This window comes from Paraburkholderia sp. MM5482-R2, from assembly GCF_050436125.1.
Classification (GTDB): Bacteria; Pseudomonadota; Gammaproteobacteria; order Burkholderiales; family Burkholderiaceae; genus Paraburkholderia; species Paraburkholderia tuberum.
In genome coordinates this window covers 886,666-909,271 of sequence record NZ_JBNDLP010000003.1, presented here as the reverse complement: position 1 = coordinate 909,271, position 22,606 = coordinate 886,666, and the positions used below count along the sequence as shown (strand labels likewise).

The following is a 22,606-nucleotide window of genomic DNA, read 5'->3' as shown; positions in this document are numbered from 1 at the left end:
GGTCTGTTCTCAAATTGCGGAGGAAAGCGGATCGAGAACCCACTAGGGGAAAACACGGAAAGTCTGAAATATTCAACGAGACGTCCGATTCGTTCAATACTAACCCATTATCGGCTAGATAGCATTCGCTCTAACATGTCAACACTCTTCCGCATGCCGTTTCCAATTTCGCGGCGGGGTGCGCGTCTGGTTCGGGCCTGAGCTAGCGAATTGACACCAGCACTGCAGGGATCGACCCGCGCAGTGCTCACGAAATGCGATGTGGAGATAACCTTGAAGATCATCGACGTCAAAACCACACCACTGCTCGTTCCATACACGCGCCCTTACTACTGGGCGCAAGGTGTAATCAATGGCGCGACTGTCGTCCTCGTCGAAGTACACACCGACGAAGGCGTGGTGGGTTACGGCGAGTCCATCGGATCGCCGTCGCCGACGTCCATCGCCGCATACATCCAGGAGGCCGCAAAAACGTGCATCGGACACAATCCGTTCGCCAATGCGCGCCTCATGGCAGACGCTTATCAGCGTCTGTTCCAGGGGCTCGGCACTTGCAGTTCGCCCCGTTTCGCAGCGCAGGTCCTGGCGGGACTGGAAATGGCGTTGTGGGACGTCATGGGAAAGGCTACGGGACAGCCCGTGCACGCGCTTCTTGGCGGCGCCGTGCGGGACGAGATCCACTACTTCGGATTCGCCCAAGGCGAGTCCGCTCGGGACGTCGCGGCTGACGCGACACACCTGGTTGAAGACGGCTTCGACGTGATCTACTTCAAGGTCGGGCGCGGCGATTCGCTGGACCTGGACACCGCGAAAGCCGTCCGGGATGCGATCGGCCCCGACATCCGCATGAGGGTCGATCCGAACGAACACTGGACGCCTGTTCAACTGGCCCGCATGGCTCGCAAACTGCTGCCGCTCGATGTGGAGGTCATTGAACAGCCGACTCACTGCGAGAGTATTTCCGCTCTCGCTCAGGTGCAGCGAACCAGTCCGATCCCGATCTCGGCGGACCAGTCGGTGTTCACGCCTTTCGACGCCTTCGACGTATGCCGGCAACAGGCCGCAGACATGATTGTCGTCGGACTTCATGAAACGGGTGGACTGACCCGGATGTCGAAGGTCGCCCACATTGCCGAAGCTGCGGGGATCAACGTCTGCCTCCACGGTCTCTACGAGACGGGAATCACCACGGCTGCGTCGAACCAGATTGCCGCGACGATTCCGAATCTGGACGACGCGAATCAGCATATGACACGTTTCCTCGAATGGGATCTGGTCTCCTCACCGGATCTCACGCCGAAGAACGGAAGTCTTCCCGTTCTGAAAGCACCGGGCCTGGGTTTCGAGATCGACTGGGCCGCCGTGGAGCGCAGCAAGCAAGCTTTCTCGCAAGCCACCCAGCGGCTCTAAACAACCTTTTTATCTCTGTGTAAGCGCGCGGCAAGTTTTCATGGAAACCTGCAATAAGGATACCGAAACGGTATGCGATTCGATCGAAGGATTCTTTCCGGGATCTCGAATCGTGCACACCCTGCACGTAGTATGTCGCGCCCAGTTTTCGCTGCTCTCGCGCATGTTCTCGTGTCTGGCTGGTTACGACCATGCACTGAAGACTTTGCAGGCCACGCGAGACGAAGACCTTGTGCATCAACGCATCGTGTTGACGGGAATCGGTGAGCGGGAAGCCAGGAGCATCCGGACGCGCTTGTCCCAGTGCGAAGGTGTCGTGCGCGTTCGTCTCGAACACATGATCCAGCGGGTTCACGCAGATGGGCGGTGAAGTGAGGATCGTCGTGAAGCCGAGCGAGCCCCATCTCGGCAACAGACGGGTGACTGTGCAGCGCACCGCGCTCATGCCGTCCAACGATTTCGAATTTGGGTCTGTTCAAGCACGCCTGAGTGGCGTGGTTCATTGCAGGGAAAGCCAGATGGACTGGAAAAACTACTCTCTTTCGACCTTGGTGACCGGAGCGCTGACGGGCCACAAAAACTGGCAGGCCGCATGGCGCTCGCCTGCTCCGAAGCGTCACTACGACGTGGTGATCATCGGCGGGGGCGGGCATGGCCTTGCCACCGCGTACTACCTCGCCAAAGAGCATGGCGTCACGAACGTAGCCGTTATCGAGAAGGGTTGGATCGGCGGCGGCAACACCGGACGAAACACCACGAATGTCCGGTCGGACTATATGTTTCCGGAAAGCGCCGCGCTCTATGACCTTGCACTCCGGCTGTATGAAGGTCTGTCCAAGGATGTGAACTTCAACATCATGCTTTCGCAGCGGGGATGGGTGACGCTCATCCACAACCAGCATCAAATGGAGTCGGCCCATCACAAGGCTAACTGGCTGCGTTGCAATGGCGTCGATGGGGAGATCATCGATCGGGCGGTCGTCAAGGAAATGATGCCCCACATGAACATGGACGCCAATCCGCGGCACCCCGTTCTCGGCGCTTTTCTGCAGCGGCGCGGGGGCACCATCCGTCACGACGCGGTCGCTTGGGGCTATGCGCGCGCCGCGGATCGACTCGGGGTGGACATCATCCAGAACTGCGAGGTGAAGGAATTCGTCAAGACGGGTGGAAAGATCACAGAGATCGTCACGACGCAAGGCCGCATTTCCTGCGACAGAGTCGGCATGGCGGTCGCCGGGCACTCAAGCGTCGTCGCCAGCCTGGCGGGCTTCCGCCTCCCGGTGACCAGCCGGCCACTGCAGGCCATGGTCTCCGAACCCATCAAACCGTTGCTCGATCACGTAGTGATTTCACCTGGCACCGGCGTCTACATCAATCAGACGCAGAAGGGCGAGCTCGTGATGGGTGGGGTTCTGGACTTGTACCACTCCTACGCGCAGCGGGGGAACTTTCCGACGATCGAGAAAGTAGTCACCGCGGCCGTTGAGATGTTCCCGATCTTTGCGCAGCTGCGACTGATGCGCCACTGGGCCGGGATTGTCGACATCGTGCCTGACAGCTCGCCAATCCTCGGACCGACGCCGGTAGAGAACATGTTCATCAACTGCGGCTGGGGAACCGGCGGCTTCAAGGCAATCCCGGCGGGCGGCCTGTTGCTCGCGCATTCCCTTGGCACCGGACGAACGCACCCGCTCGCAGAAAAGTTCGGCTTGGACCGCTTCCGCAGCAATCGCCTGGTTGACGAAGGCGCCGCTGCCGGAATCGCACATTGACGGTAGAAAGACATGATCATTATTCGATGCCCTTACTGCAGCGAGCTTCGCTCCGAAGAGGAGCTGGTCTATGGGGGAGAGGCCGACATTGCTCGTCCGCTCGACCCGGACTCGATGACCGACGAGCAATGGACCGACTATCTGTTCATGCGCACGAACCCGAAAGGTTCGTTGGTGGAGCAATGGTGCTGCGCGGCCGGATGCGGACAGTGGTTCAAGGTTGAGCGCGACACGGTCACGCACAAGCTAGGTGCCGTCTTTCGTTTTGACCACGCCACGGGCGATATTGAGGAGCCCGCACGATGAGCCAGTCATTTCAGGGCCATCGTTTGAGCTGCGGCGGCGGCGTCGATCGTTCTCGTACGCTTCAGTTCACGTTCAACGGCAAGACGATGAAGGGGCACCCGGGCGACACGCTCGCGTCCGCCCTGATGGCCAATGGCGTAAGCCTGATCGGCCGTAGCTTCAAATATCATCGGCCGCGCGGCTTTTATGGCGTCGGTCTCGAGGACCCCAACTCCATGCTGGCCGTCCGTGACGGCTATGCGTACTACCCGGCACTTCGGGCCGGACAGATCCGGCTCGTGGATGGGATGCAGGCCGAATCGTTGACAGGTTGGCCTTCGACGAATTTCGACGTCGGCGCAATCGCTCAACTCGGGTCCGCGTTTCTTGTCGCCGGCTTTTACTACAAGACCTTCAAGTGGCCCGACTGGAAAGTCTTCGAGCCCGCCGTTCGCCGGACAACGGGCTTCGGCCGCCCCGACGCCACACCGGATCGTCATCATGTGCAGCACAGACACGCTTCATGCGATGTCCTGATCATCGGCGGTGGTCCGGTCGGCCTGGCGGCAGCCAATGCCCTTCTCGATTCGGGATTGAACGTGTTCGTCGTTGACGATCAACCGGTGCCTGGCGGGTCGGCGCTGTGGGAGGCTGCACAGATCGGTGGTCAGCCGGCTCGCGCGTGGACTGCGAAGATCCTGGAGGAGGCGAGCTCGCGCCCGAATTTCACGGTCTTGTCGTCGACGACCGTCACCGGCGCGTACGAGAGCAATGTTTTTACGCTCACGCAATCGATCGGCGATGCCCGGGGTGTTCGGGGCGAGTGCCATTGGAAGCTGAACGCCCAGCATGTCATCTTGGCGAGCGGCATGGTCGATCGCCCCATGCTGTTCGAGGGAAACGATCGTCCCGGCATCATGCTGTCCTCCGCCGTCCGTCGGCTGATGGGCGAGTTTGCCGTGAGCCCGGCCAAAGCATTAGCTGTGTACACGAACAACGACAGCGGCTACCTGACGGCCCTCGAAGCACAGCGAGCGGGTGTCAAGGTGGTCGCCATTATCGACACCCGCAAGGTAGGCGAAGCCGTGCATGCCGAGGAAGCGCGGACACACAAGATTCCGTGCTTCTTCGAAAGCCAGATCGAGAAGACCTCGGGGTATCGACGCTTGAGCGGAATCACCGTGCGCAATCACAAGGGAGAACGACGTGGGGTGAGCTGCGACGGCTTGGCGGTTTCCGGCGGATGGACGCCGTTGATCCATCTGGCCGCGCACCGCGGCGTGAAGCCGTCGTATGACTACGACGTCAGCACGTTTGTTTGTCGCGAAGCGCCGCCCGGATGGTTCATTGTCGGAGGCGCCAACGGAACGGTCGATCTCGATGATTCCATCGACGAAGCGCTGAAGGCCGGCACGGCGATCGCTGCGCAGCGGAACGTCAAGGCCCGGGCGGCGCGTGCTCATGTCGCGGCACGCAGCTATGGAACGGTCGCCCCGATGTGGAAGCCCGGCTACGGATCGGCCAGCAAGACGTGGATCGACCTCCAGAACGATGTCAAGGTGTCGGATGTCGAGATCGCGGCTCGGGAAAACTACGTATCGGTCGAACACCTCAAGCGCTACACCACGCTTGGTATGGGCACCGATCAGGGCCGCACCTCCAACGTGAACGGCCTGGCAGTGATGGCGGGCCTGACGGGACGCGAGATCGGTGCGGTTGGAACGACCACGTTCCGTCCTCCCTATACAGCTGTGCGGATGGGCACGATCGCCAACGCCCGGACGGGCGATCGCTATCAGCCACGTCGCTACTTGCCCGCGGACGCGGTTCATCGCGAACTTCGCGGCGTCATGGAGGATTTCGGCTGGGAACGTCCGGACTGGTACCAGAGCAACGGCAACGATCGCGAGAATGCGGTGGCGGCCGAGATGGCGGCCGTGCGAAACCACGCCGGGGTATTCGATGGTTCGTCGCTAGGGAAAATCGAGGTGACAGGTCCGGACGCGGGGGAGTTCCTTGCGAAGTTCTACGTGTCCAATATCGCGACGCTGAAGCCGGGCCGAATTCGGTACTCGGTCATGCTCCGCGAAGACGGCGTGATTTTTGACGACGGCGTGGTCACTTGCATCGGCGAGAATCATTTCCTTGCCGGCCCCTCGTCCGGCAACGCCGAGGCGGTCGCTGCCTGGTTTGAACGCTGGCGTCAGACCGAGTGGCCGAACATGCGGGTCGCCATATCGCCGGTCACGTCGAACTGGGCATCGATTGCGATCGCCGGCCCGCTTGCCCGTGAGCTCCTGAGCCAGCTCGAACCAGATTTCGACATCTCGCATGAAGCGTTTCCGCACATGGATTTTCGTGAGGGAAGCATTTGCGGCGTGGCGGCACGGGTGGCGAGGATCAGCTACACCGGCGAGCTGCAGTACGAGATTTCGGTGCAAGCGCGATACGCGTCCGCGCTGCTGCGCGTCATCCTGGAACAGGGAAAGCCGCTGTCGATCCGTCCGGTCGGCATGGAAGCGTGGCTGCGCCTGCGTCTCGAGAAGGGGTATTTGCACCTGGGTTCCGATACCAACGGTCGGACCACGCCGCTTGACGTGGGCATGGGTCCGATCGTTTCCAAACGAAAAGGCGATTTCATCGGCAAGCGCTCTCTCGGACTTTCCTTTGCGACCAGCAAGGAGCGTGAGCAGCAGGTCGGGCTCACGGCGCTCAACGGCACGCTTAGCGTCGGTGGACGCGTGATGGCGAAGGGCCACGAGTCCGTTCCGTGCCCGACCGTCGGTTACGTTACGTCCGCCTGCGTCAGCCCGTCCGTAGGCCGCTCGATTGGCCTCGCTCTCATCGAGCAAGGCTCTCAGCGCGACGGAGAGACGGTGTCGGTCTACTGCGACGGCGAAATCATTCGTTGCCAGATCGGCGATCCGACTTTTTATGACCCGAGCAATGAGAGGTTGCAAGCGTGAATCTCAGGCCTGAATCGGCATTCGGCTCGCCGTTTGATTCGTCGAAGCCACTACCGGACTTCGATCGAGCGTTCGTCACGCTGACCGAACGCTCGGATATCGGCTGCATCCTTCTCAATAGCGCCGTCGATACCAAGGAGGTGGTGTCGTCCATCGCCGACAGCTTGGGATTCGAGGTGCCGGTGAGCGCCGCCCTCCCGAGTGGGAATGGGCCAGGCGCGGTCGTGTGGCTCACGCCGAGGTCGTGGTTGATCCCTTGTCCGGTTTCCGAGGAGTTCGGGCTCATTGCGCGCATCAACGCGGCGTTTCCCGATAAGCGCGTCCACGCATCGGCGTTCTCCGACTATCTGTGCTGGCTGGAAATTGGCGGCAAGGAGGCGCATACGCTGTTGACCTCGGCCGGGTTCCTTTCGCTCGAGATAGCGGGCCTGAAGACGGGCCACGCGAAACGAACGCTGCTCGCAGGTATTCCGGTCGTGGTCGTCCGAAATCGTGACGCACGGTGGACGCTCGGCGTCGAGCGCAGTCGCTCGGCGTACTTCACAGGATTTCTGCGCGATTCGGCGGCTCGCGAACGAGGAATAGCAGGCCGCGTGAACTGAAATTGGCACGGGTACGCGCTCAGGTGTGCCTTTGGTTTGGCTTATTGCTTCGATTCAATCCGATCAGGGAAACAGCGATGTTGAATAACTTGGAAGAGCTGCAAGCAGCGATCAGCGAATCGACCGCTGCGGACGGGGATGTGTTCGCCGCAATCAAGGACGAACTCGGCCGTCAACAGGACCAGATCGAGCTGATCGCCTCCGAGAACATCGTCTCGGCGGCCGTGCTTGCGGCGCAGGGCTCCGTTCTGACCAACAAGTATGCCGAGGGCTACCCCGGTCGCCGCTACTACGGCGGTTGCGAGCACGTCGACGTCGTTGAAGACATTGCGATTCAACGGGCCAAACGGTTGTTCGGCTGTGAATACGCCAATGTCCAGGCCCACTCGGGGGCGCAGGCGAACAGCGCAGTCATGTTCGCGCTGCTGCAGCCGGGCGACACCATTCTCGGCATGTCGCTGTCCGCGGGCGGTCACCTCACGCACGGTGCCCCGCCCACCCTTTCCGGGAAGTGGTTCAAGGCGGTCGGCTATGGCGTTCGCCAGGAAAATGCGCTGATCGATTATGAGGAGGTGGAGCGCCTCGCCCATGAGCATCGCCCCAAGATGATCATCGCCGGCGGCTCCAGTTATCCACGCACCATCGACTTCGCGCGGTTCCGTGCCATTGCCGATGCCGTGGGGGCTCATCTGCTCGTCGATGCCGCTCACTACGCCGGCCTCATCGTGGCGGGCGTCTATCCGTCCCCGTTCCCGCACGCGCACATCGTGACGTCGACGACCCACAAGACGCTTCGCGGACCGCGCGGAGGCTTGATTCTCACCAACGACGAAGCGCTCGCGAAGAAGATCAATTCAGCGGTTTTCCCGGGACTGCAAGGTGGTCCATTGATGCATGTGATCGCTGCCAAGGCGGTCGCTTTCGGTGAAGCCCTGGTGCCCGCTTTCCGCACGTACGCCGAGTCGGTGGTGGCGAACGCCAAGGCGCTGGCTGCACGGCTCGCGCAGCACGGCGCCACGATCGTTTCGGGCGGCACCGACAGCCATATCGTCCTCGTCGATCTGCGCCGGCTGGGGGTGACCGGCAAGGATGCGGAATTGGCCCTCGAACGTGCGGGCCTGACGTGCAACAAGAACGGCATTCCTTTCGACCCGGAGCGGCCGGCGGTCACTTCCGGAATCCGGCTGGGCACCGCCGCGGGAACGACGCGTGGATTCGGTGTTGCGGAATTTGAACGGATCGGCGACCTGATCGTCGAGGTGCTCAAATCCGTGGCAACCGACACCGAGAGCTCAGACGCGTCTGCTGTGGCCGCCAAGGTACGCGCAGAAGTGAAGCAGCTCTGCGAGCGCTTCCCAATCTACGAGCGCCGTCAGCCGTAGATCGTGCTTGTCTTGCCACGCGCGGCTCAACGAAACAGGTCGGAGCCGTCCACCGTTGAGAAGCATGAATTGGAGATTTTCAGATGTCCGTTGTTGACGCAGGTATCGCGGTGCATGCGCCGATCGCCGAAGCCGGCAGTCGTGGCGCGGCAGGTTCGGATCGGTACGTTCTGACAGTCACGAGTCGCGGCGCACTCGGCATCGTCGGGGCGATTGGCAGCTTTCTCACCGAACGCTGCTGTGACATCACGGAAATGTCGCAGTACGACGACCTGGATGCGGACCGGTACTCTTCACGTATAGCCTTTCGTGCACGAGGCGAGACGCCGCAGACCCTGCACTCGCTTCGCGAAGCGTTCGAGCAGACTGCGAAGCGGTTCGCAATGCGGTGGAGTATCGAGAGGCAGGAATATCGCCCGCGCGTGCTGATCATGGTCTCGAAGGCAGACCACTGCCTCGAGGATCTCCTTTACCGTGTCCGCACCGGCGATCTTCGGATGGACATCCGCGCGATCGTATCGAACCACGACACACTTCGCCCCGCGGCGGAGCGGCACGGTATTCCGTTCCATGTTCTCCCGGTCACCCCGGAAACAAAACCGGAGCGAGAAGCAGAGTTGTTGGAAATTGTCGAGCAAACGTCCAGCGAGCTGATCATACTCGCCCGGTATATGCAGGTTGTCTCGAACGATCTTTGCGAAAAGCTCACTGGGCGTGCGATCAACATCCATCACTCACTGCTGCCGAGCTTCAAGGGCGCCTTGCCCTACCGGCAAGCTTACGATCGGGGCGTTAAATATATCGGCGCGACGGCTCACTATGTCACGCCAGACCTCGATGAAGGTCCGATCATCGAGCAGGCCATTGAACGTGTCGATCATGTATACAGCGCGAACGAGCTCGCGGCTGTCGGCCGGGACCTGGAGTGCCTGGCCTTGGCAAAAGCTGTGCGCTACCACATTGAGAAGAAGGTCTTTCTCAGTGGAACGCGAACAATCGTCTTCAGATGATCGGTGATCGGATGAAGTCATTTAGCAGTGGCGTTGAACTGCTCGAAGTCTACCGGCGGGGGGCTTGTCGGTCGTTGACGTGCGGCGCGAAATCGAAGATGGCCAGGGGAGGCAGGCCCTTTCGCATGATGAGGTAATCAGACTTCAAATCGGCGTGTAGCGGTGACGTTGTTGCAACTCCAGGTGGCAACCGGGTAAAGGATCCATCTGGAGAGTTCTGTTCCGTTTGTATTCAAAACTGTATTTTCCGAGCGCGATCAGGAGATTGGCCATGTTGAAAAGGAACGCTTGCTTAGTAGTGCTTTCAATGGGTGTAGCGGCGGCTTCATTTGTAGTCGCGCCCGGGATAGCGAACGCGGTACAGGTGGTAAAGATCGGGATGTCGGCGCCGCTCACGGGCGGAACCGCCGCGCTTGGCAAAGACACTGAGAATGGAGTGCGTTTGGCCATCGACGAGGCCAACGCGCAGCATTTGACGGTGGGTGGCCAGCCGGTTCAATTCGAACTTGACTCGGTCGACGATCAGGGTGATCCCCGCATCGGGGTGCAGGTTGCACAGAAACTGGTTGACGATGGCGTCGCTGTCGTAATCGGCCCCTTGAATTCCGGGGTGTGCCTGCCCACGTCATCTGCATTCACGGCGGCCGGCATTCCAATGATGCTGGCTTCGGCGACCAATCCCGAAATCACGCGGCGAGGGATGAAGACGATTTTCCGCATGATTCCGACCGACGCCCAGAACGCCGGCATCGCGGGTAACTATGCCGTTACTGTCACCAAGGCAGAGCGCATTGCCGTCATGGATGACCGAACCGCGTTCGGGCAAGGCGAAGCCGAGGAATTCATCAAGGCCGTGAAGGCCGCCGGGGGCCAGATCGTTGATCAGCAATACACGAATGACAAGGCTGTCGACTTCCGTGCACAACTGACACATATGAAGTCCTCGAATGCCGACCTGGTGTATTTCGGTGGTCTGGACAATCAAGCCGGTCTGGTCATCAAGCAGATGAAGATGCTCGGCATGCGTGCGCAATTCCTCGGCGGGGGAGCCGTCGCGGACACGGTATTCACTCAAGTAGCCGGCCCTTCAGCAGAAGGCGCGCTGGCTTGGGAATACGGGCGTCCGCTTAACGAACTCCCGCGTGGTACCGAGTTTGCCGACAAATACAAGCACAAGTTTGGCACCGAAAACCTGACTTACTCACCCTTTGCCTACGACGCCACATGGCTGGCGATAGACGCGATGAAGAAGGCCGGGTCAGCAAAGCCCGCGGCATTTGTGCCGGCGATTCGGAGCACGGACTACGAGGGCATCACGGGCAAGATTGCATTCGATTCGAATGGCGACCAGAAGAGTCCGATGTCGACGTTGTATCAGGTCAAAGACGGTAAATGGCAGCCCGTCAAGACCGTGAGTGGAAACTGATCGGCTCTTCAATGCCGCCACGGTCAGCATCCGCAATATTGCTGACCTAGAACCCAGTTCGTCCCAATGTCGGCAAGCGACGATAGCTCGTTGCTCGCATGGGTGGCCGCAACGGCTGCAGTACATGGCGGAAGCGGCCATACGCCTCTTGGAGTTCGACCGGCCGCTTCGGGTCGGGAGTGTGAGTTCGCGATGCCGGAATCTGTCGCCCGGCTGCTCGGCGCCGCTACGTCGGCAATCCTTCACATTGCCGACGTAGAACCCAGCCCTCCCCAACGTCGGCTTTGGCCGAGCTGCTGCCTCTGAGGCGCCGTCATGAACGACCGGTCCATCTTGTTATCTGCGCTTGAACTCCCAACGTCGCACCGGCGGCGATGCGGTCGACAAGACTCGTTCAGCGATAAGGCTAACCTGTTCAACCGAAGGTAACGAGCCGCCTGAGTGTCGCGACGATGAGTTCGGGATGCCCCATGAGAAACGGCAATCCATGATCGGCAGTCTGAGCGACGCGCGGAGCCGCATGGGGCGGTAAGCCCTCTAGTCGCGCTCGTGAAATTCCCCGGGATTCATCCTGTCGACAGATACCGGCGCATTGGGTCGGGGCACGACGCCCTTCAGGGCTTGCATTGAGCCATCCGGTCCGGACGGCGGATCGACGCGAAGCCAACGCCCCAGCGTATCGCGGACACACTGCTGGCAAAGGTCAAGGCTCACATGGGCGCCGTCGCCGAAAATCGAGCCAAAGCCGCCACGCCAATCGAGCGACATCTTTTCGTACCACTCCCCCTGATCGTCAACGGGCGTCATGCGCCGGCCGCAGCGGTCGCATGTGCAGGCCGCGACCTCCTGCACCGTCCTGTCCCGGTATTCGCGCATGACCTATCCTTTTCCCCAGTCCGAATTTTCCCAGTCCGGCGGCACGAGACCAAGCTGCTTCGCTGTGTCGACCGGCAGGCGCAACAGCACCGTGCCCGGGCCGCGCTCCATGTTCCCGAGCATCGTGACTTCAGCGGCTACACCGTCGAGCTCCAGATACACGACGTCGTCCGGCTCAAGAATCTCGGTGTAGAGATCCCAGCCGGGCTGATCACCCTCTTTCGCCTGATACTTGATGTGGTTCCTGGTACTCATGAATCCCTGTCCCTTTTGCGAGCGTTTCGCCGATGCCCTGATTGTCGGCGGCCAATCGCTGCAGATACTGGATGCGGTCCGCGGCGTCACTGACAGCCGCCTCTCATTTCACTGTTCATCATGCGATCCCGGTTGGCCAGACAGGTTCGCAGGTGGTCCAGCCTTATCCCTTCTTCCGGATGAAGCAGCCGATCTGCATGCGGCCATGACAGACTCGCGTCGATAACCGCAATATGCTTCAGGGAGCGCCATTGTCGCAATCTCCGATGCCCGGCGTATAGGGTGTCTGGCGAGAAGCAGGTTGGCCGAGCGGCCGTGCTGCCTGACGCTTATAAAATTTACAGCGCATTCCAGAACGCCATCATCGCCCATCACTGACCGTGCACCGCACTCGGGTTCCGGAGAGCCTTTCACGATGGGACAATCGATCCCGTTGCTGCAATGGCGGTACAGGAATGGGCGCGGGAGAACGGTGCGGGAGAACGGTCAGGCATCCTGCGGGCAAAATACCCGCTCATCTTCGACGTCAACCCGACAGTCGCTGATGATCTGGATACCGTCCCAACGGTTTTCTCCCTGTGGGGTTTCAAGTGCGGCGACGGCTGGTTCGATCTGATCGACATGTTGTGCGAGGCTGCAACTTGCTACAAGGCACGGCGCACCGCTCTGGCATCAGCGCTGGCCGTTGAGAAAGTCGAACCAGTCGTGCGCGAAAGCACAGCCGTGGTCAGGAATGCCCGAACCGGCCAGTTTCCTGTCGAAGTACGTTCGGGCCGGCTCGGGAATCTCATCCAGACGCACGTAACGGTAGCCGGCGTCATTCACGTGAACCGTCACCTGCGGTGGCGCGGGGCGCGGTGGCAGGGCTTCGCGGCCCTGATTCAGCGCAGCGGCAACACAGCGCGCAACGAGATCCCATACGCTGCCCGCCCATCTCGGATAGCCGCGCACCGTGGCCCGCTCGCCGACCTGCCGGAGCACCGCATCGTCCAGGGCCACCCTGTAGTCCGCGAGTGCGCCGCCACTCACGCGCGCGATGTCCGCCGTCGCGATGACCCGCTTTCCGTCTTCCCGTCCACCGGGCAGCAATTCAATGGTGATTCGAAGCATTCGCCTTTCCTTGTGATCTTGTCATCCGGTACCGCAGTTGCGCGGACGCGCATCGGGTCGAGGACCCGGACCTGCGCCGCGATCGCCTGCCCCCCAGCAAATCAGGTCGTCCCGGTGGCTCCGCCCGGACAGCTGAACGCCCCGTCAGAACTTCCAGTAGCCGTCGCGTGGAAGCCCCTGCTGCGCCACGCAAGCGTTCTCGCTTTCGATGGCTTTCGCGTTCTCCTTCCGCCATACCCCGCCCTGCCGGCCGGGCGCGACGCGGGCTACGCCCCCTTGCGCCGCTTACGACCTGTCGAGGCGATGTTCCTTCGCAACACAGACGACGTCCGCGACCAGCGAAGCGTTCGCCGCTTTCGCCGGCCTGCGGGTGCCGGCCACCGCCTTGCCAGGATCCGCACCGGTGATCCGCCGGGACAGTATGTCGCCGGCGAATGCCGCAGCGCGTTCCATGGACAGCGAGGGCCCCAGCAGGTCACGCATGCGACCATCGGCAACGGCGGTCGTGAACGAAAAGCCCGCCGCGCCCACCGCGAGCATGTCATCCAGCACCGGAATCCTGAAGGCGAACCCGGCTGCGCGCGCGACCATGCGCGCCACCGTCTGGCGGGCGTGCGACGGATCGATCCCGTATGAGACGGCCACGTCGACCAGTGGCCGCCGATGCGCGCCCACCCCATAGCGGTGGGCCAGCAGGTCGGCATCGCGCGCGGCCGTTGCATCGAGCGGCTGCTCCGGTTGGAGGAGGTTGCGTCCGCGGCTGGCGAGGCACGCCGCGACGCGATGGATGGCAGCCTCGAGCGTTTCCGTGCCGATCGTCACGCGCCAGCGGCCATCGCCTACGCCGGGATGCGACGCCGGCGGCGCCAGCAGGTGCCCGGGCGCGAGCAGCAGGGCGCGCTCCCAGGTGCGAAGGCGCGCCACGGTGAGCGCCTTCGGAAACGTCCCCTGTTCCCACTGCAACAGCGTGGGACGGGACACATGGCAGGCGCGCGCCACCTCCGCAACGCACAGGCCCAGTTCACTGCGCAGCCGCCGGGCGTGGGGGCCGATCTCGCGGCACCGGGCGGCGGGGATCCGTGACTGGGGATCGCCGTCTGCGCGGGCGGCGGCATCCGCCGCAGGCAACCTGGGGTCCGGCAATGGTTGCGTCCCGGGACCGAGCAGCCAACCCGGCGGCACCTGCAGGGCCGCCTCCAGCGCGTTCACGGTGGCGGCTGCGACGGTGCGCGGCCACCTTCCCTTCTCCCGGCGCACCAGGGTCACTCTTGCCACTCCCACCCTGACCGCGAGATCGCCCTGTGTCATCGCTGACGCCTTGCGTCGGTCCCGCAGGCGCTGTGCAATCCGCGGTACGTCGGATCGTGGAATCCACACACGCATCCCGGCCATCCTGATCCCCTTCGTGAGGCTGTTTCTGTCTGAGCGAAGAAATGCGTCCGCACGTCCGCGGACCGGCCGACGGCCCGGCCGGCAGCCGCCCGGCTTCAACCGGTACACGCATAGGCATTGGCGCGTGCGTCATGCAGCGCATGGTGCTCGCCGCCGTGGCGCGCGTAGTAGGCGGCGCGTCGCTCCGGGTTGCGCGTGCCTGCGATGTTCTCGATCCGCCAGCCACGCGGCAGCGGGCCGCCCAGCAGGAACCGCAACAGGGCCAGGTCCGTCTCGTAGTCGTAGCACAGCACCGGCCCGGAGTCGCCCGGCACCGCCATGAGCCATGCGCGCAGTGCCTCGCGCAGCGCTGCAAACGGCATCGCGCGCCCCTCGGACTGGCCGAGCTGCGGCAGTACCACGGCGCGGACAAAGTCGCTGCACCACGCCGGATCGAAATCGGTCCGCTCGCCGTAGAACTCGTACCCGTTCTCGCCCACGAGGGCGAGACTGAGCAGCTGGCACTGCCGGAAGTCGGTGAATTCCGTGTCAAGGAAATACCGGTTGTTCCAGCCGGCCTGCGGCTCGGGTTCAGCCGGCAGTGGCCAGCGCAATGCGCCGTGAAAGTGTGTATCCGTCATGTCCGCTACTTCGTCATGTTGCCGTCGGCTCGCCCCGTGTCATCCAGCGCGAACCCGCCCGGGGCTGATCAGGGTTGGTCGCCATCATCCCTGCGCGCGTCTGACCCAGCCCGCACCTCCGGCCCCGGCATCATGCGGTGTTCGCGCGCGCCGCGGATCCGCCGCAGCGGCCCGGCGAGCACCGTCACGTGTGCGGGAAACGGGATCGGCACGGCCCCGGTTACGTCGTCGCGGGTCGCACGCACGAAGCGCCGCAGCCGCGCGCGCAGTGTTTCGGAGGTTTCGTCCGGAAGCTCGATCGCCCGCCTGTGTCTGCTCATACCGATCCCTTTTTGAAGCCGCAGCCGATGCGCCGGTGGTGCGCTGGCCGCGATAAGGCGGATATGGGGTGTCCATTTAACCGGAGTTAGCGTTTTGCCTCCACGGGCGGCTCGGCGAAGGTCGCTCCAAGCTGGGCGGATGTCCGCGTTGCCCCGGCGGCTTTGGAGGAACAGCCTTTGGGCGCTGGGTCATAACAAGGTCTTGGTAACGAACCGGTCCATGGGCGACAGCAAGCTCCATGACCCGATAGAACAGCATCCCTCGGCTACGTGAGCGGCGGCGGTTGAAACGGAACACGAACTCGTCCAGGTAACTGGGCAAGTGTGCAGAATCCACCGCTCCCTGGTGGGTGCCCAGGAGCCAACGTTTTGCAAGGGACGCTATTCGATGCACACCTGGCAGAAGTTCTTCGGGGTCCTCGCCCCGCGCCGACGCGGCCCGCTGGCTACGGCGGTCATGGATGTAACCATTCTTCTCCAGCCACCGGTAACCCTGCCAGGCATCGGTGATGACCGTCGCCCCGGGCTCGACGTTATCCAACACGAAGGAGCGAAGCGATTCCGAGGAGGCATCCGCCACGGGCGCCATTCGACAGCGCCCGAATCCCTTCGGCTCCACGATCTCGATCGCGATACACGTCAGGATCTTCTTCCCTTTGGCACGGCCTCCCGAAAGTCCGGATTCTTTGCCTCCGATGTAGGTTTCGTCCACCTCCACCTTCCCGCAAAGGCGCTCCCGATCGGGGCGAATCAGAACAGACCGCAGGCGATGAAGAATAGCCCACACCGTCTGGTAGGAGCCGATCTCCAAGGTCCGCTTCAAACTCAGCGCGGAGATCCCATCTTTAGCGGTAGCAAAATGCCAACAGACCGAAAACCAAACCGTGAGCGGAGTACGTGTCCGGTCAAAGATGGTGCCAGCCATCACCCATGTGCGGCTACCGCATCCAGTACACATGAACCGGTTGTCCCCAAGCCGCCATCCTCCGTGATGCCCACAGGACGGGCAGACGAAGCCGCAAGGCCATCGCAGCCATTCGAGGTAGTCCAGGCAGTCTGCATCAGTCGGGAACCAGGCCTGAAACTCCCCAAGGGACTTAGGGTAGTGGATGCTGGCGTGGGCGCGTTCCATTGCCCCAGTCTACGCTTAACTCCGGTCAAATGGACACCCCATAGGCGGATTATCACGGCGCCCCCTCTCCTCACCGGTGCATCGCCCTGCGAGCCAGGATTAGGCACTAGCCGGTGCGGCTGGCGCCTTCGCGCGCCAGAGCCGCCTGCCGCGCGCGGGCTGTGTCGCCAGCGCATACGGCACCGACAACGTCCGCCCCGCAGCGGTCGTGAACCGGGTCACCGTGAGCAGTTGCTTGCCCTGGCCGCGATGTTCGTACTCGGTTGCGCCCACCCGGATCTCGCAAAGCGGTTCGAGCGTCCACTGGCCGACCTCCCGTGCCAGCCTCGTACTCAGTACGGCCGCGTCGCGCAGAACGACATCCCCTCCGACGAACTGCTCGAGCGTCGCAGCGGTTGCGGGCAGGTCCAGCATCACGATCGTCGGGACGGCCCGCGAGCGCGCCCGCGACACCCTGAGAATCAGGACGTCCCGCGGTAACAGTTGCTGGACCGCTGACCATACCCCCCTGCCCGGCAACCCGCCGAAAGGCACGTTCAACGCAGGCACACGGTTAATTTCACTTGTTACAAACATACAGCTACGACCTCAAACGCTTTCATTACCAACGAACTGCTCGCCGAGCATGTGGTCTTCGCGACAAGAGTCGACGAAAAAGAACCCACAGACAGACGACCGACAAAATTCCCGCCACCTTATTCACTTATCCCGCGTCTACGCTCGCCGCCACGCCCGCACTGCGCCAGCCGTTGCCGACTGAGGCGGAGGACGCTTTCAACCCGACATTAGAAACGTGACCCAAAAGTAAAAAGACCATCGCCCTCAAAAATGGGTCGTAAATGCCGTGGCCAAACGACCATCATACCGCGACCATCATGGGATGCAAAGGGTATCGGTCAAAATGGACGATGCGGGACACCTAGCCGCCATAGGCGCGACGGTTCGCGCTCGTCGGCAGGAATTCGGTGTCTCACAGGAGGCCCTTGCGCATGCGACGGGAATTGACCGCAGCCATATGGGGCGAATCGAGCGAGGGGAACGCAACCTATCTGTTCTAAACCTCATTCGAATTGCTGACGCCCTACACATTCCACCGTCGAAACTTTTCAAAAGCGCTGGTCTTTGAGGCGAAATTGAATCGATCGATTGCAGTTCAGAGCGATGCCCTATTTACCTCCCGTCTCGTGTAGACATCAAATGAGCCTCAATCGTCAGAAGTAGCTAGTGACGACGCGGCACCGATCCTGCTGCCGCGAAGAAGCTCGCCGGGAAATCTACAGGCCACAACATTCAGGTCATGTCTTACGTCCATCTCTACATGAATGCTCTCTGTGTTATTTAGTTAAGCATACTAAATATAAATTTCGCTCATTTCTTTTATGTAAAATTCGTCTCGGCTTTAGGGTTGCTCGCGCCCCCCGTACGTGTCCGGGCGAAGTTCTGCCTCGATCCGGTCGATTGATGGCAGATTTTTGTTTCCAACGACATCGATCGCAAGGTAGAAGTTGAGCCGGCCTGCGTACGGTGGAGGTGCCCGGGGGCACGCATCCACTGCCCGCAATTGCAATGCCAGGTTCGAGGCGCGCCCCGCGAAACGCAGGAGAGGCAGTGAATAACGGTTCTCCGCGGCCAGCGTGAGATCTCGATGGAGTCGAAGTGTTGGCTAGCAGCCGTCATCGGAGCCGACCCGACGGAGAGATGCCGACTCTGCGATGAACCCGCACGACGGGTCGCTACGTAATCAGCGTGCGATACAGTTCGTTGGCGCGAGTCAGATGCGCGCGCATTGCTTCGGAAGCGCCGTCACCATCGTGACGGGCAATTGCGTCGACAATACGCTGATGCTCGGATAGCGTCAGTTCCTCGGCGCCAGGCGCGCGAACCAGCGGACGATAGTATTCGCCGGCCCAGCGAAACAACGATTCGACGATCGACGGGAAAATCGGATTGCCGCTAATCATCGCTATCTCACGATGGAACGCCATATCGCGCTCGATGAACTCCTCGAGATTGACCATCGACGCCCGATGCTGGGCCACGCTCAATTGCAGTCGCGCAACGTCCTCTTCGGTAGCGCGTTCAGCAGCCATGCGCGCGGTGCCCGTTTCCAGAAAGAGGCGCGCGTGTTTCAAATGCGCCAGCATGTCGGGATGCGTGCGCAGCAGGTGCATGGCCCCGCCGGCAATCTGTCCGATCAGCCGATCCGCAGTTGGCACGACCACGCGCGCGCGCTCCCCATGCACGATCTCGACGATGCCGGACCGCTCCAACGTTTGAAGGGCCTCGCGCACCGCCGGCCGGCCGACGCCATACATCTCCATGAGTTCACGCTCCGACGGCAATTGCGTGCCGGGCGCGATCTCACCGGAGCGAATGCGCTCCATCAGACGGTCTACGACCTCCTGGTACAGTTTGCGGCGCGGGATGATTTCGCCCATTGCGTCTTCGTCATTCAAGCTTGTGGTGTGATGACGATACCATATACGACCCGATGTTTGCGAGATCAGGCCGTCCCCGACCTACCACTAGCTATCCGGCCGCTCTCACGATCCCGAAAAAATCCGCGCCCCCAATCTGCCCGCCCTTGAGAACGATTTCGAGTCCATCGCGCCGCGCCGAAGACGACCACGCCCGGCACAACGGCGCCCCCGGCGCGAGTCCCGCAGCCACGCTCAGCGCATCGATGCCCAGCGTGCTCGCGACCTCTCCGGAACTGTCGCCGCCCGCTACCACCACGCGCGGCAGCGCCACGCGATCGAGCAACTGACACATCACCTCGGCCAGCGCGCCGCCGACATTGCGCGCCGCCTCGTGCCGCGTCTGTCCCGCATCGCGTGCAATCGAGTCGAAGCCCTGCACGGCGGGATCGTCCGGTCCTTCCGCGCTGTGCACGATCACGCTCTTGCCGTGGCGGATTGCATCGGCGGACGCCTCGAACGCGCGTCGCACTTCGCCGCCGCTCGTCCGCTGATCCAGTGCGCGCGGCAAATCGAGCCGCTCCACATGAAACCCGTTCGCGCGCGCCCAGGCGATTTGCCCAGCCGTCACGGGCGAGCAGCTTCCGCTAACGGCCGCGATCTGATCGACGGGGCGCGCTACCGGCAACGACGGTGTCGCGGGAAGCCAGCCGCGCGCGCGCCAATAAGCGGCGAGCGCGTACTGCATGCCCGAGGAAGACGCGCTGAACACACCGCTGCCACGTTGCTCCCACACGAGCCGTCCCGCTTCGATGAGCGTTTCCTCATCGAGCACATCGATCAGCACGACGGGCGTGTCTGCGGCGCTTAACGACCGCACACGAGCGGCGCCCTCGCCCGCGCGCAATTGCAGCATATCGACCAACTCGATGCGCCGCGAAGTCTGCCGACCGAGATGGACGCGCAGGTCCGCCTCGTTCATCGGCGTGACGGGATGGCGCGACATGGTTGGATGACGGTCCAAGCGGTGGGCGACACCATCGACCGCTGCGAACAGATTGCCGAACAGCTGATAGCGCTTCAGACGCGGCGCGCCGATGACCATCGGCGACCACTGCGCGGACATTGACTTCACGCCGATGTCGATGGCCGCGCCAATCGACCCGACCTCCGGTGACGAATCGAACGTCGAACAAACCTTGTACTGCAGAACCGGCGCACCCAGCGCCGCGAGAGCCGCGAACGCGGCAGGCAATACATCGTTTATCCACGCAGGGCTGCGTCCGCGCGACGAACCGGCAAGCCCGACGCAGCGCACATCGGGAAAGCGCGTCAGCAGATCCGGAGAGGGCGTGTCCAGGCACAACACGGTCGGCACGCCTGCTGCCGTCATCGCTTCCATGGCGTCGGTCGATCCGGTGAAGTCGTCGCCGTAATAGGCGAGCAGCAGGCCGTCGCCCAACACCTCGTTCGATGGGTCGCTCATGCCGCGCTCACTTCCAGAAACCGAGCGCCGAGCGCAGCGCCGGGTGCCGCTCGGCATGCCGTTCGAGCGGTGTGCCTTCGATCGCCGCAACCCACGCTTCGCGCAACGCGTCGACACCCGCAGCGACGCCCTGAGGGTGGCCGAAGATGCCGCCGCCCGCTGTATGGATCAGATCGGCGCGTCCGATCGCTGCGTATGTGTCGGCGGCTTGCAAACCGGTCTGGCCGGAACTGAACACGGGCATCGCGGGCATCGGCGCTTCAGGCATCACGGGCGCAAGGACAGCGCGCGCGGACGCAATCACGCTGTCGTCCGATTCGCTGAACTTGTTGCGCAGTCCGTTCACGTGCATGTGATCCGCGCCAGCGAGACGCCACAGCATCTGCCACGGCGCGAAGTCCCAGCCCAATGCTTCGCCGCGCGTGAGATAGCCCCAGCCCGCACGGTGCGCGTGAATCGGCAATTGCGAATGACGCCGCAGTTCATGCAAGCCCACGAGACCGACGGAATTGAGCACCGCCATCACACAGGTTCCACCCTGCTCCAGCACGAGGTCGTGACGGCGGCGCATCTGGTCGAGATCGCCGGTCAGATTGAAGGCGACCATGACCTTCTTGCCGGTGCGCTGCGCATGCGCGTTCACGACACGCATGACGGCCTTCACCCGTTCGTCGAACGGACAATGAGAACCGTCCGCCTGCAATTCGTCATCCTTGATGAAATCGATGCCGCCTTCGACGAGTTCGCGCACCTGCTGCGCGGTTTCGTCGGGCGAGAGGCCGACGCTCGGCTTGATGATCGTGCCGATCAACGGACCATGCGTCACGCCGCTCAGACGGCGCGTGCCTTCAATGCCGAATGCCGGGCCTGGATATGCCACCGCGAAAGACGCTGGCAATTTCAGCCCGGTGAGCCGCAAGCCCGACACCTGACGCAGTTCGAACAGATTGCCCGCGATGGTGGACATCAGATTCGGCAACGACGCGCCGAAGTTCTCGATCGGCCACGACAGTTCGAGCGTGCAGCGCGTATAGCGGCCGGATGCAAGGCCGCCCGCCAATGAAGGTCGGTCCACCGTTTCGAGCACGTCGAGCCGCTCGACGCGCGCCCCGGAACGCGCCTTCAGTTCGGGCGTCTCCGTGGGCAGCGCGACGAACGTGCCGCTCGACTGTTCGCCCGCGATGATGTCGGCGGCACGGCGTGGATCATCGCCCGTTTCGAGCCAGTAGGTCGCGTAGATGCGTTCGCTCACGATGCAGTCCTGTTGAGAGTCGATGATGAGAAGCCGCGCTGCGCCTCAGGTGATGCGGCGAATGCTTTCCGCGATTTCCTCGCGCTCAAATACGCCCTTCCAGTCGTCGCGCATCAGCCGCGGCTTGCCGAATTCGATGGCCTTGTTGCATGCGTCCGAGAACGCGCCGGGGATCTCGTTGAAGATCACCGCGCTCAAGATGTTCATGTGACCGAGCAGAAAGTCGCGCGCCGCCTCTTTAGGCACGCCGCGCTTGACGGTCTCGTCCATCGCTTCGCGCATCACATAGAGAAGCGTCGCGCAAACCGTTTCGGACAGGCCCGGTTCGAGCAGCGCCATCTGGTCGACGCTCAGCCGATAGGAACGCAAGATCGGCTGATAGATCGTCTTGGCGACGTCCTCGCCGAGATCGAATGCGGACTCGGGGCCCTGCATCAGCGCGCTCGTAATCGACTGTCTGGCGTACGCGCCGCCGAAAAAATCGCGCCGGGCTTTCGGATCGTCGTCGTCGCTGAAAATAAGCGGATGGCATGGGTGCGCAACGAAGTACGTCAAGTCGGGACGATCCGGCAGATGACCGGCGAAGGGTGCGGCGGCGTCGAGCGTCATCACCATCGTGCCCGACGGCAGCTTCGGCGCGATTTCATGACTGAGCTTGCCGATCAGCGTGTCGGGCACGGCGAGGATCACCACCTGCGCGCCGTCGATTGCCGTATCGAGCGGGACGCACTCCACGTCGAGTTCGTCCTTCAAGCGCTTTTGCCCCGCTTCGCTTACTTCGACGTGCGAAACGCGGTAGTCCGATTTCAGCAGATTGCTGCTCAGACGGAAACCCATCTTTCCGCCCGCGCCGATCAGTGCAATTTTCTCTTTCATGGTTCTCTCCTTCC

General features: G+C 62.3%; 21 protein-coding genes and 2 pseudogenes. 9 read left to right on the top strand and 14 right to left on the bottom strand.

Features of this window, described 5'->3' with window-relative positions; genetic code table 11:
* Positions 1 to 273: 273 nt before the first annotated feature.
* The 7 genes from OKW37_RS26330 (at position 274) to purU (ending at position 9,430) form a co-directional block, all read left to right on the top strand.
* Positions 274 to 1,410, top strand: a complete 1,137-nt coding sequence (locus OKW37_RS26330; RefSeq protein ID WP_429402668.1) for a mandelate racemase/muconate lactonizing enzyme family protein — start codon at positions 274 to 276, stop codon at positions 1,408 to 1,410.
* A 518-nt stretch (positions 1,411 to 1,928) separates the two neighbouring features.
* Entirely contained in the window at positions 1,929 to 3,185 is a 1,257-nt protein-coding gene (locus tag OKW37_RS26325; protein WP_429510061.1) for a sarcosine oxidase subunit beta family protein, read from the top strand.
* A gap of 12 nt (positions 3,186 to 3,197) precedes the next feature.
* On the top strand, positions 3,198 to 3,491 hold the full coding sequence (locus OKW37_RS26320; protein WP_429402667.1) for a sarcosine oxidase subunit delta: 294 nt from the start codon (positions 3,198 to 3,200) through the stop codon (positions 3,489 to 3,491).
* The gene (locus tag OKW37_RS26315) at positions 3,488 to 6,436 is read left to right on the top strand and encodes a 2Fe-2S iron-sulfur cluster-binding protein (RefSeq protein WP_429402666.1); all 2,949 of its coding nucleotides are present in this window, start codon (positions 3,488 to 3,490) and stop codon (positions 6,434 to 6,436) included. The genes OKW37_RS26320 and OKW37_RS26315 overlap by 4 nt, the downstream gene beginning before the upstream one ends.
* Positions 6,433 to 7,038, top strand: coding sequence for a sarcosine oxidase subunit gamma family protein (locus OKW37_RS26310; RefSeq protein WP_429402665.1), 606 nt, complete (start codon positions 6,433 to 6,435; stop codon positions 7,036 to 7,038). Before OKW37_RS26315 ends, OKW37_RS26310 begins: the two co-directional genes overlap by 4 nt.
* A gap of 89 nt (positions 7,039 to 7,127) precedes the next feature.
* Positions 7,128 to 8,420, top strand: coding sequence for a serine hydroxymethyltransferase (gene glyA / locus OKW37_RS26305; protein ID WP_429404292.1), 1,293 nt, complete (start codon positions 7,128 to 7,130; stop codon positions 8,418 to 8,420).
* A gap of 83 nt (positions 8,421 to 8,503) precedes the next feature.
* Positions 8,504 to 9,430, top strand: coding sequence for a formyltetrahydrofolate deformylase (gene purU / locus OKW37_RS26300; protein WP_429402664.1), 927 nt, complete (start codon positions 8,504 to 8,506; stop codon positions 9,428 to 9,430).
* Positions 9,431 to 9,574: 144 nt separating this feature from the next.
* On the opposite strand, the gene OKW37_RS26295 is transcribed toward purU, so the two are convergent.
* Complete coding sequence (locus OKW37_RS26295) at positions 9,575 to 9,880, bottom strand: hypothetical protein (RefSeq protein ID WP_429510068.1); 306 nt, start codon at positions 9,878 to 9,880, stop codon at positions 9,575 to 9,577.
* On the opposite strand from OKW37_RS26295, the gene OKW37_RS26290 reads away from it, so the two are divergent.
* A complete protein-coding gene (locus tag OKW37_RS26290; RefSeq protein WP_429510059.1) occupies positions 9,795 to 10,856 on the top strand; it encodes a branched-chain amino acid ABC transporter substrate-binding protein in 1,062 nt (353 codons plus the stop codon). The genes OKW37_RS26295 and OKW37_RS26290 overlap by 86 nt on opposite strands.
* Before the next feature lie 537 nt (positions 10,857 to 11,393).
* Here OKW37_RS26290 and OKW37_RS26285 read toward each other — a convergent pair.
* From OKW37_RS26285 to OKW37_RS26245, 9 genes and pseudogenes are all read right to left on the bottom strand, one after another.
* On the bottom strand, positions 11,394 to 11,732 hold the full coding sequence (locus tag OKW37_RS26285) for a hypothetical protein (RefSeq protein ID WP_429402663.1): 339 nt from the start codon (positions 11,730 to 11,732) through the stop codon (positions 11,394 to 11,396).
* Positions 11,733 to 11,735: 3 nt separating this feature from the next.
* Positions 11,736 to 11,987 carry a hypothetical protein gene (locus OKW37_RS26280; protein ID WP_429402662.1) on the bottom strand — a complete coding sequence of 84 codons (252 nt, stop codon included), beginning with the start codon at positions 11,985 to 11,987 and terminating at the stop codon, positions 11,736 to 11,738.
* Between the two features lie 672 nt (positions 11,988 to 12,659).
* Positions 12,660 to 13,097, bottom strand: coding sequence for a hypothetical protein (locus tag OKW37_RS26275; RefSeq protein WP_429402661.1), 438 nt, complete (start codon positions 13,095 to 13,097; stop codon positions 12,660 to 12,662).
* A gap of 144 nt (positions 13,098 to 13,241) precedes the next feature.
* Positions 13,242 to 13,346 (bottom strand): annotated as a pseudogene (locus OKW37_RS26270) (type II toxin-antitoxin system CcdA family antitoxin); the annotation flags it as partial.
* Positions 13,347 to 13,382: 36 nt separating this feature from the next.
* Positions 13,383 to 14,480: a helix-turn-helix domain-containing protein gene (locus tag OKW37_RS26265; protein WP_429402660.1), complete on the bottom strand. Its 1,098-nt coding sequence runs from the start codon at positions 14,478 to 14,480 to the stop codon at positions 13,383 to 13,385.
* A gap of 104 nt (positions 14,481 to 14,584) precedes the next feature.
* Complete coding sequence (locus OKW37_RS26260; RefSeq protein WP_429402659.1) at positions 14,585 to 15,109, bottom strand: hypothetical protein; 525 nt, start codon at positions 15,107 to 15,109, stop codon at positions 14,585 to 14,587.
* A gap of 68 nt (positions 15,110 to 15,177) precedes the next feature.
* Positions 15,178 to 15,429 (bottom strand): hypothetical protein, encoded by a 252-nt coding sequence (locus OKW37_RS26255; RefSeq protein WP_429402658.1) that lies wholly within the window; start codon positions 15,427 to 15,429, stop codon positions 15,178 to 15,180.
* A gap of 193 nt (positions 15,430 to 15,622) precedes the next feature.
* Positions 15,623 to 16,561, bottom strand: a pseudogene (locus tag OKW37_RS26250) (IS1595 family transposase); the annotation flags it as partial.
* 99 nt (positions 16,562 to 16,660) lie between these two features.
* Positions 16,661 to 16,975, bottom strand: a complete 315-nt coding sequence (locus tag OKW37_RS26245; RefSeq protein WP_429353502.1) for a hypothetical protein — start codon at positions 16,973 to 16,975, stop codon at positions 16,661 to 16,663.
* Between the two features lie 466 nt (positions 16,976 to 17,441).
* On the opposite strand from OKW37_RS26245, the gene OKW37_RS26240 reads away from it, so the two are divergent.
* Positions 17,442 to 17,687, top strand: coding sequence for a helix-turn-helix domain-containing protein (locus OKW37_RS26240; RefSeq protein ID WP_187620005.1), 246 nt, complete (start codon positions 17,442 to 17,444; stop codon positions 17,685 to 17,687).
* A gap of 607 nt (positions 17,688 to 18,294) precedes the next feature.
* Here the strand turns inward: OKW37_RS26240 and OKW37_RS26235 are convergent.
* From OKW37_RS26235 to OKW37_RS26220, 4 genes are all read right to left on the bottom strand, one after another.
* Positions 18,295 to 18,999, bottom strand: coding sequence for a transcriptional regulator NanR (locus OKW37_RS26235; RefSeq protein WP_429402657.1), 705 nt, complete (start codon positions 18,997 to 18,999; stop codon positions 18,295 to 18,297).
* 91 nt (positions 19,000 to 19,090) lie between these two features.
* Positions 19,091 to 20,464, bottom strand: a complete 1,374-nt coding sequence (gene oiaK / locus OKW37_RS26230; protein ID WP_429402656.1) for a 3-oxo-isoapionate kinase OiaK — start codon at positions 20,462 to 20,464, stop codon at positions 19,091 to 19,093.
* A 7-nt stretch (positions 20,465 to 20,471) separates the two neighbouring features.
* Positions 20,472 to 21,716: a ribulose-bisphosphate carboxylase large subunit family protein gene (locus OKW37_RS26225; protein WP_429402655.1), complete on the bottom strand. Its 1,245-nt coding sequence runs from the start codon at positions 21,714 to 21,716 to the stop codon at positions 20,472 to 20,474.
* A 45-nt stretch (positions 21,717 to 21,761) separates the two neighbouring features.
* Positions 21,762 to 22,592 carry a phosphogluconate dehydrogenase C-terminal domain-containing protein gene (locus tag OKW37_RS26220; RefSeq protein ID WP_429402654.1) on the bottom strand — a complete coding sequence of 277 codons (831 nt, stop codon included), beginning with the start codon at positions 22,590 to 22,592 and terminating at the stop codon, positions 21,762 to 21,764.
* Positions 22,593 to 22,606: the final 14 nt, after the last annotated feature.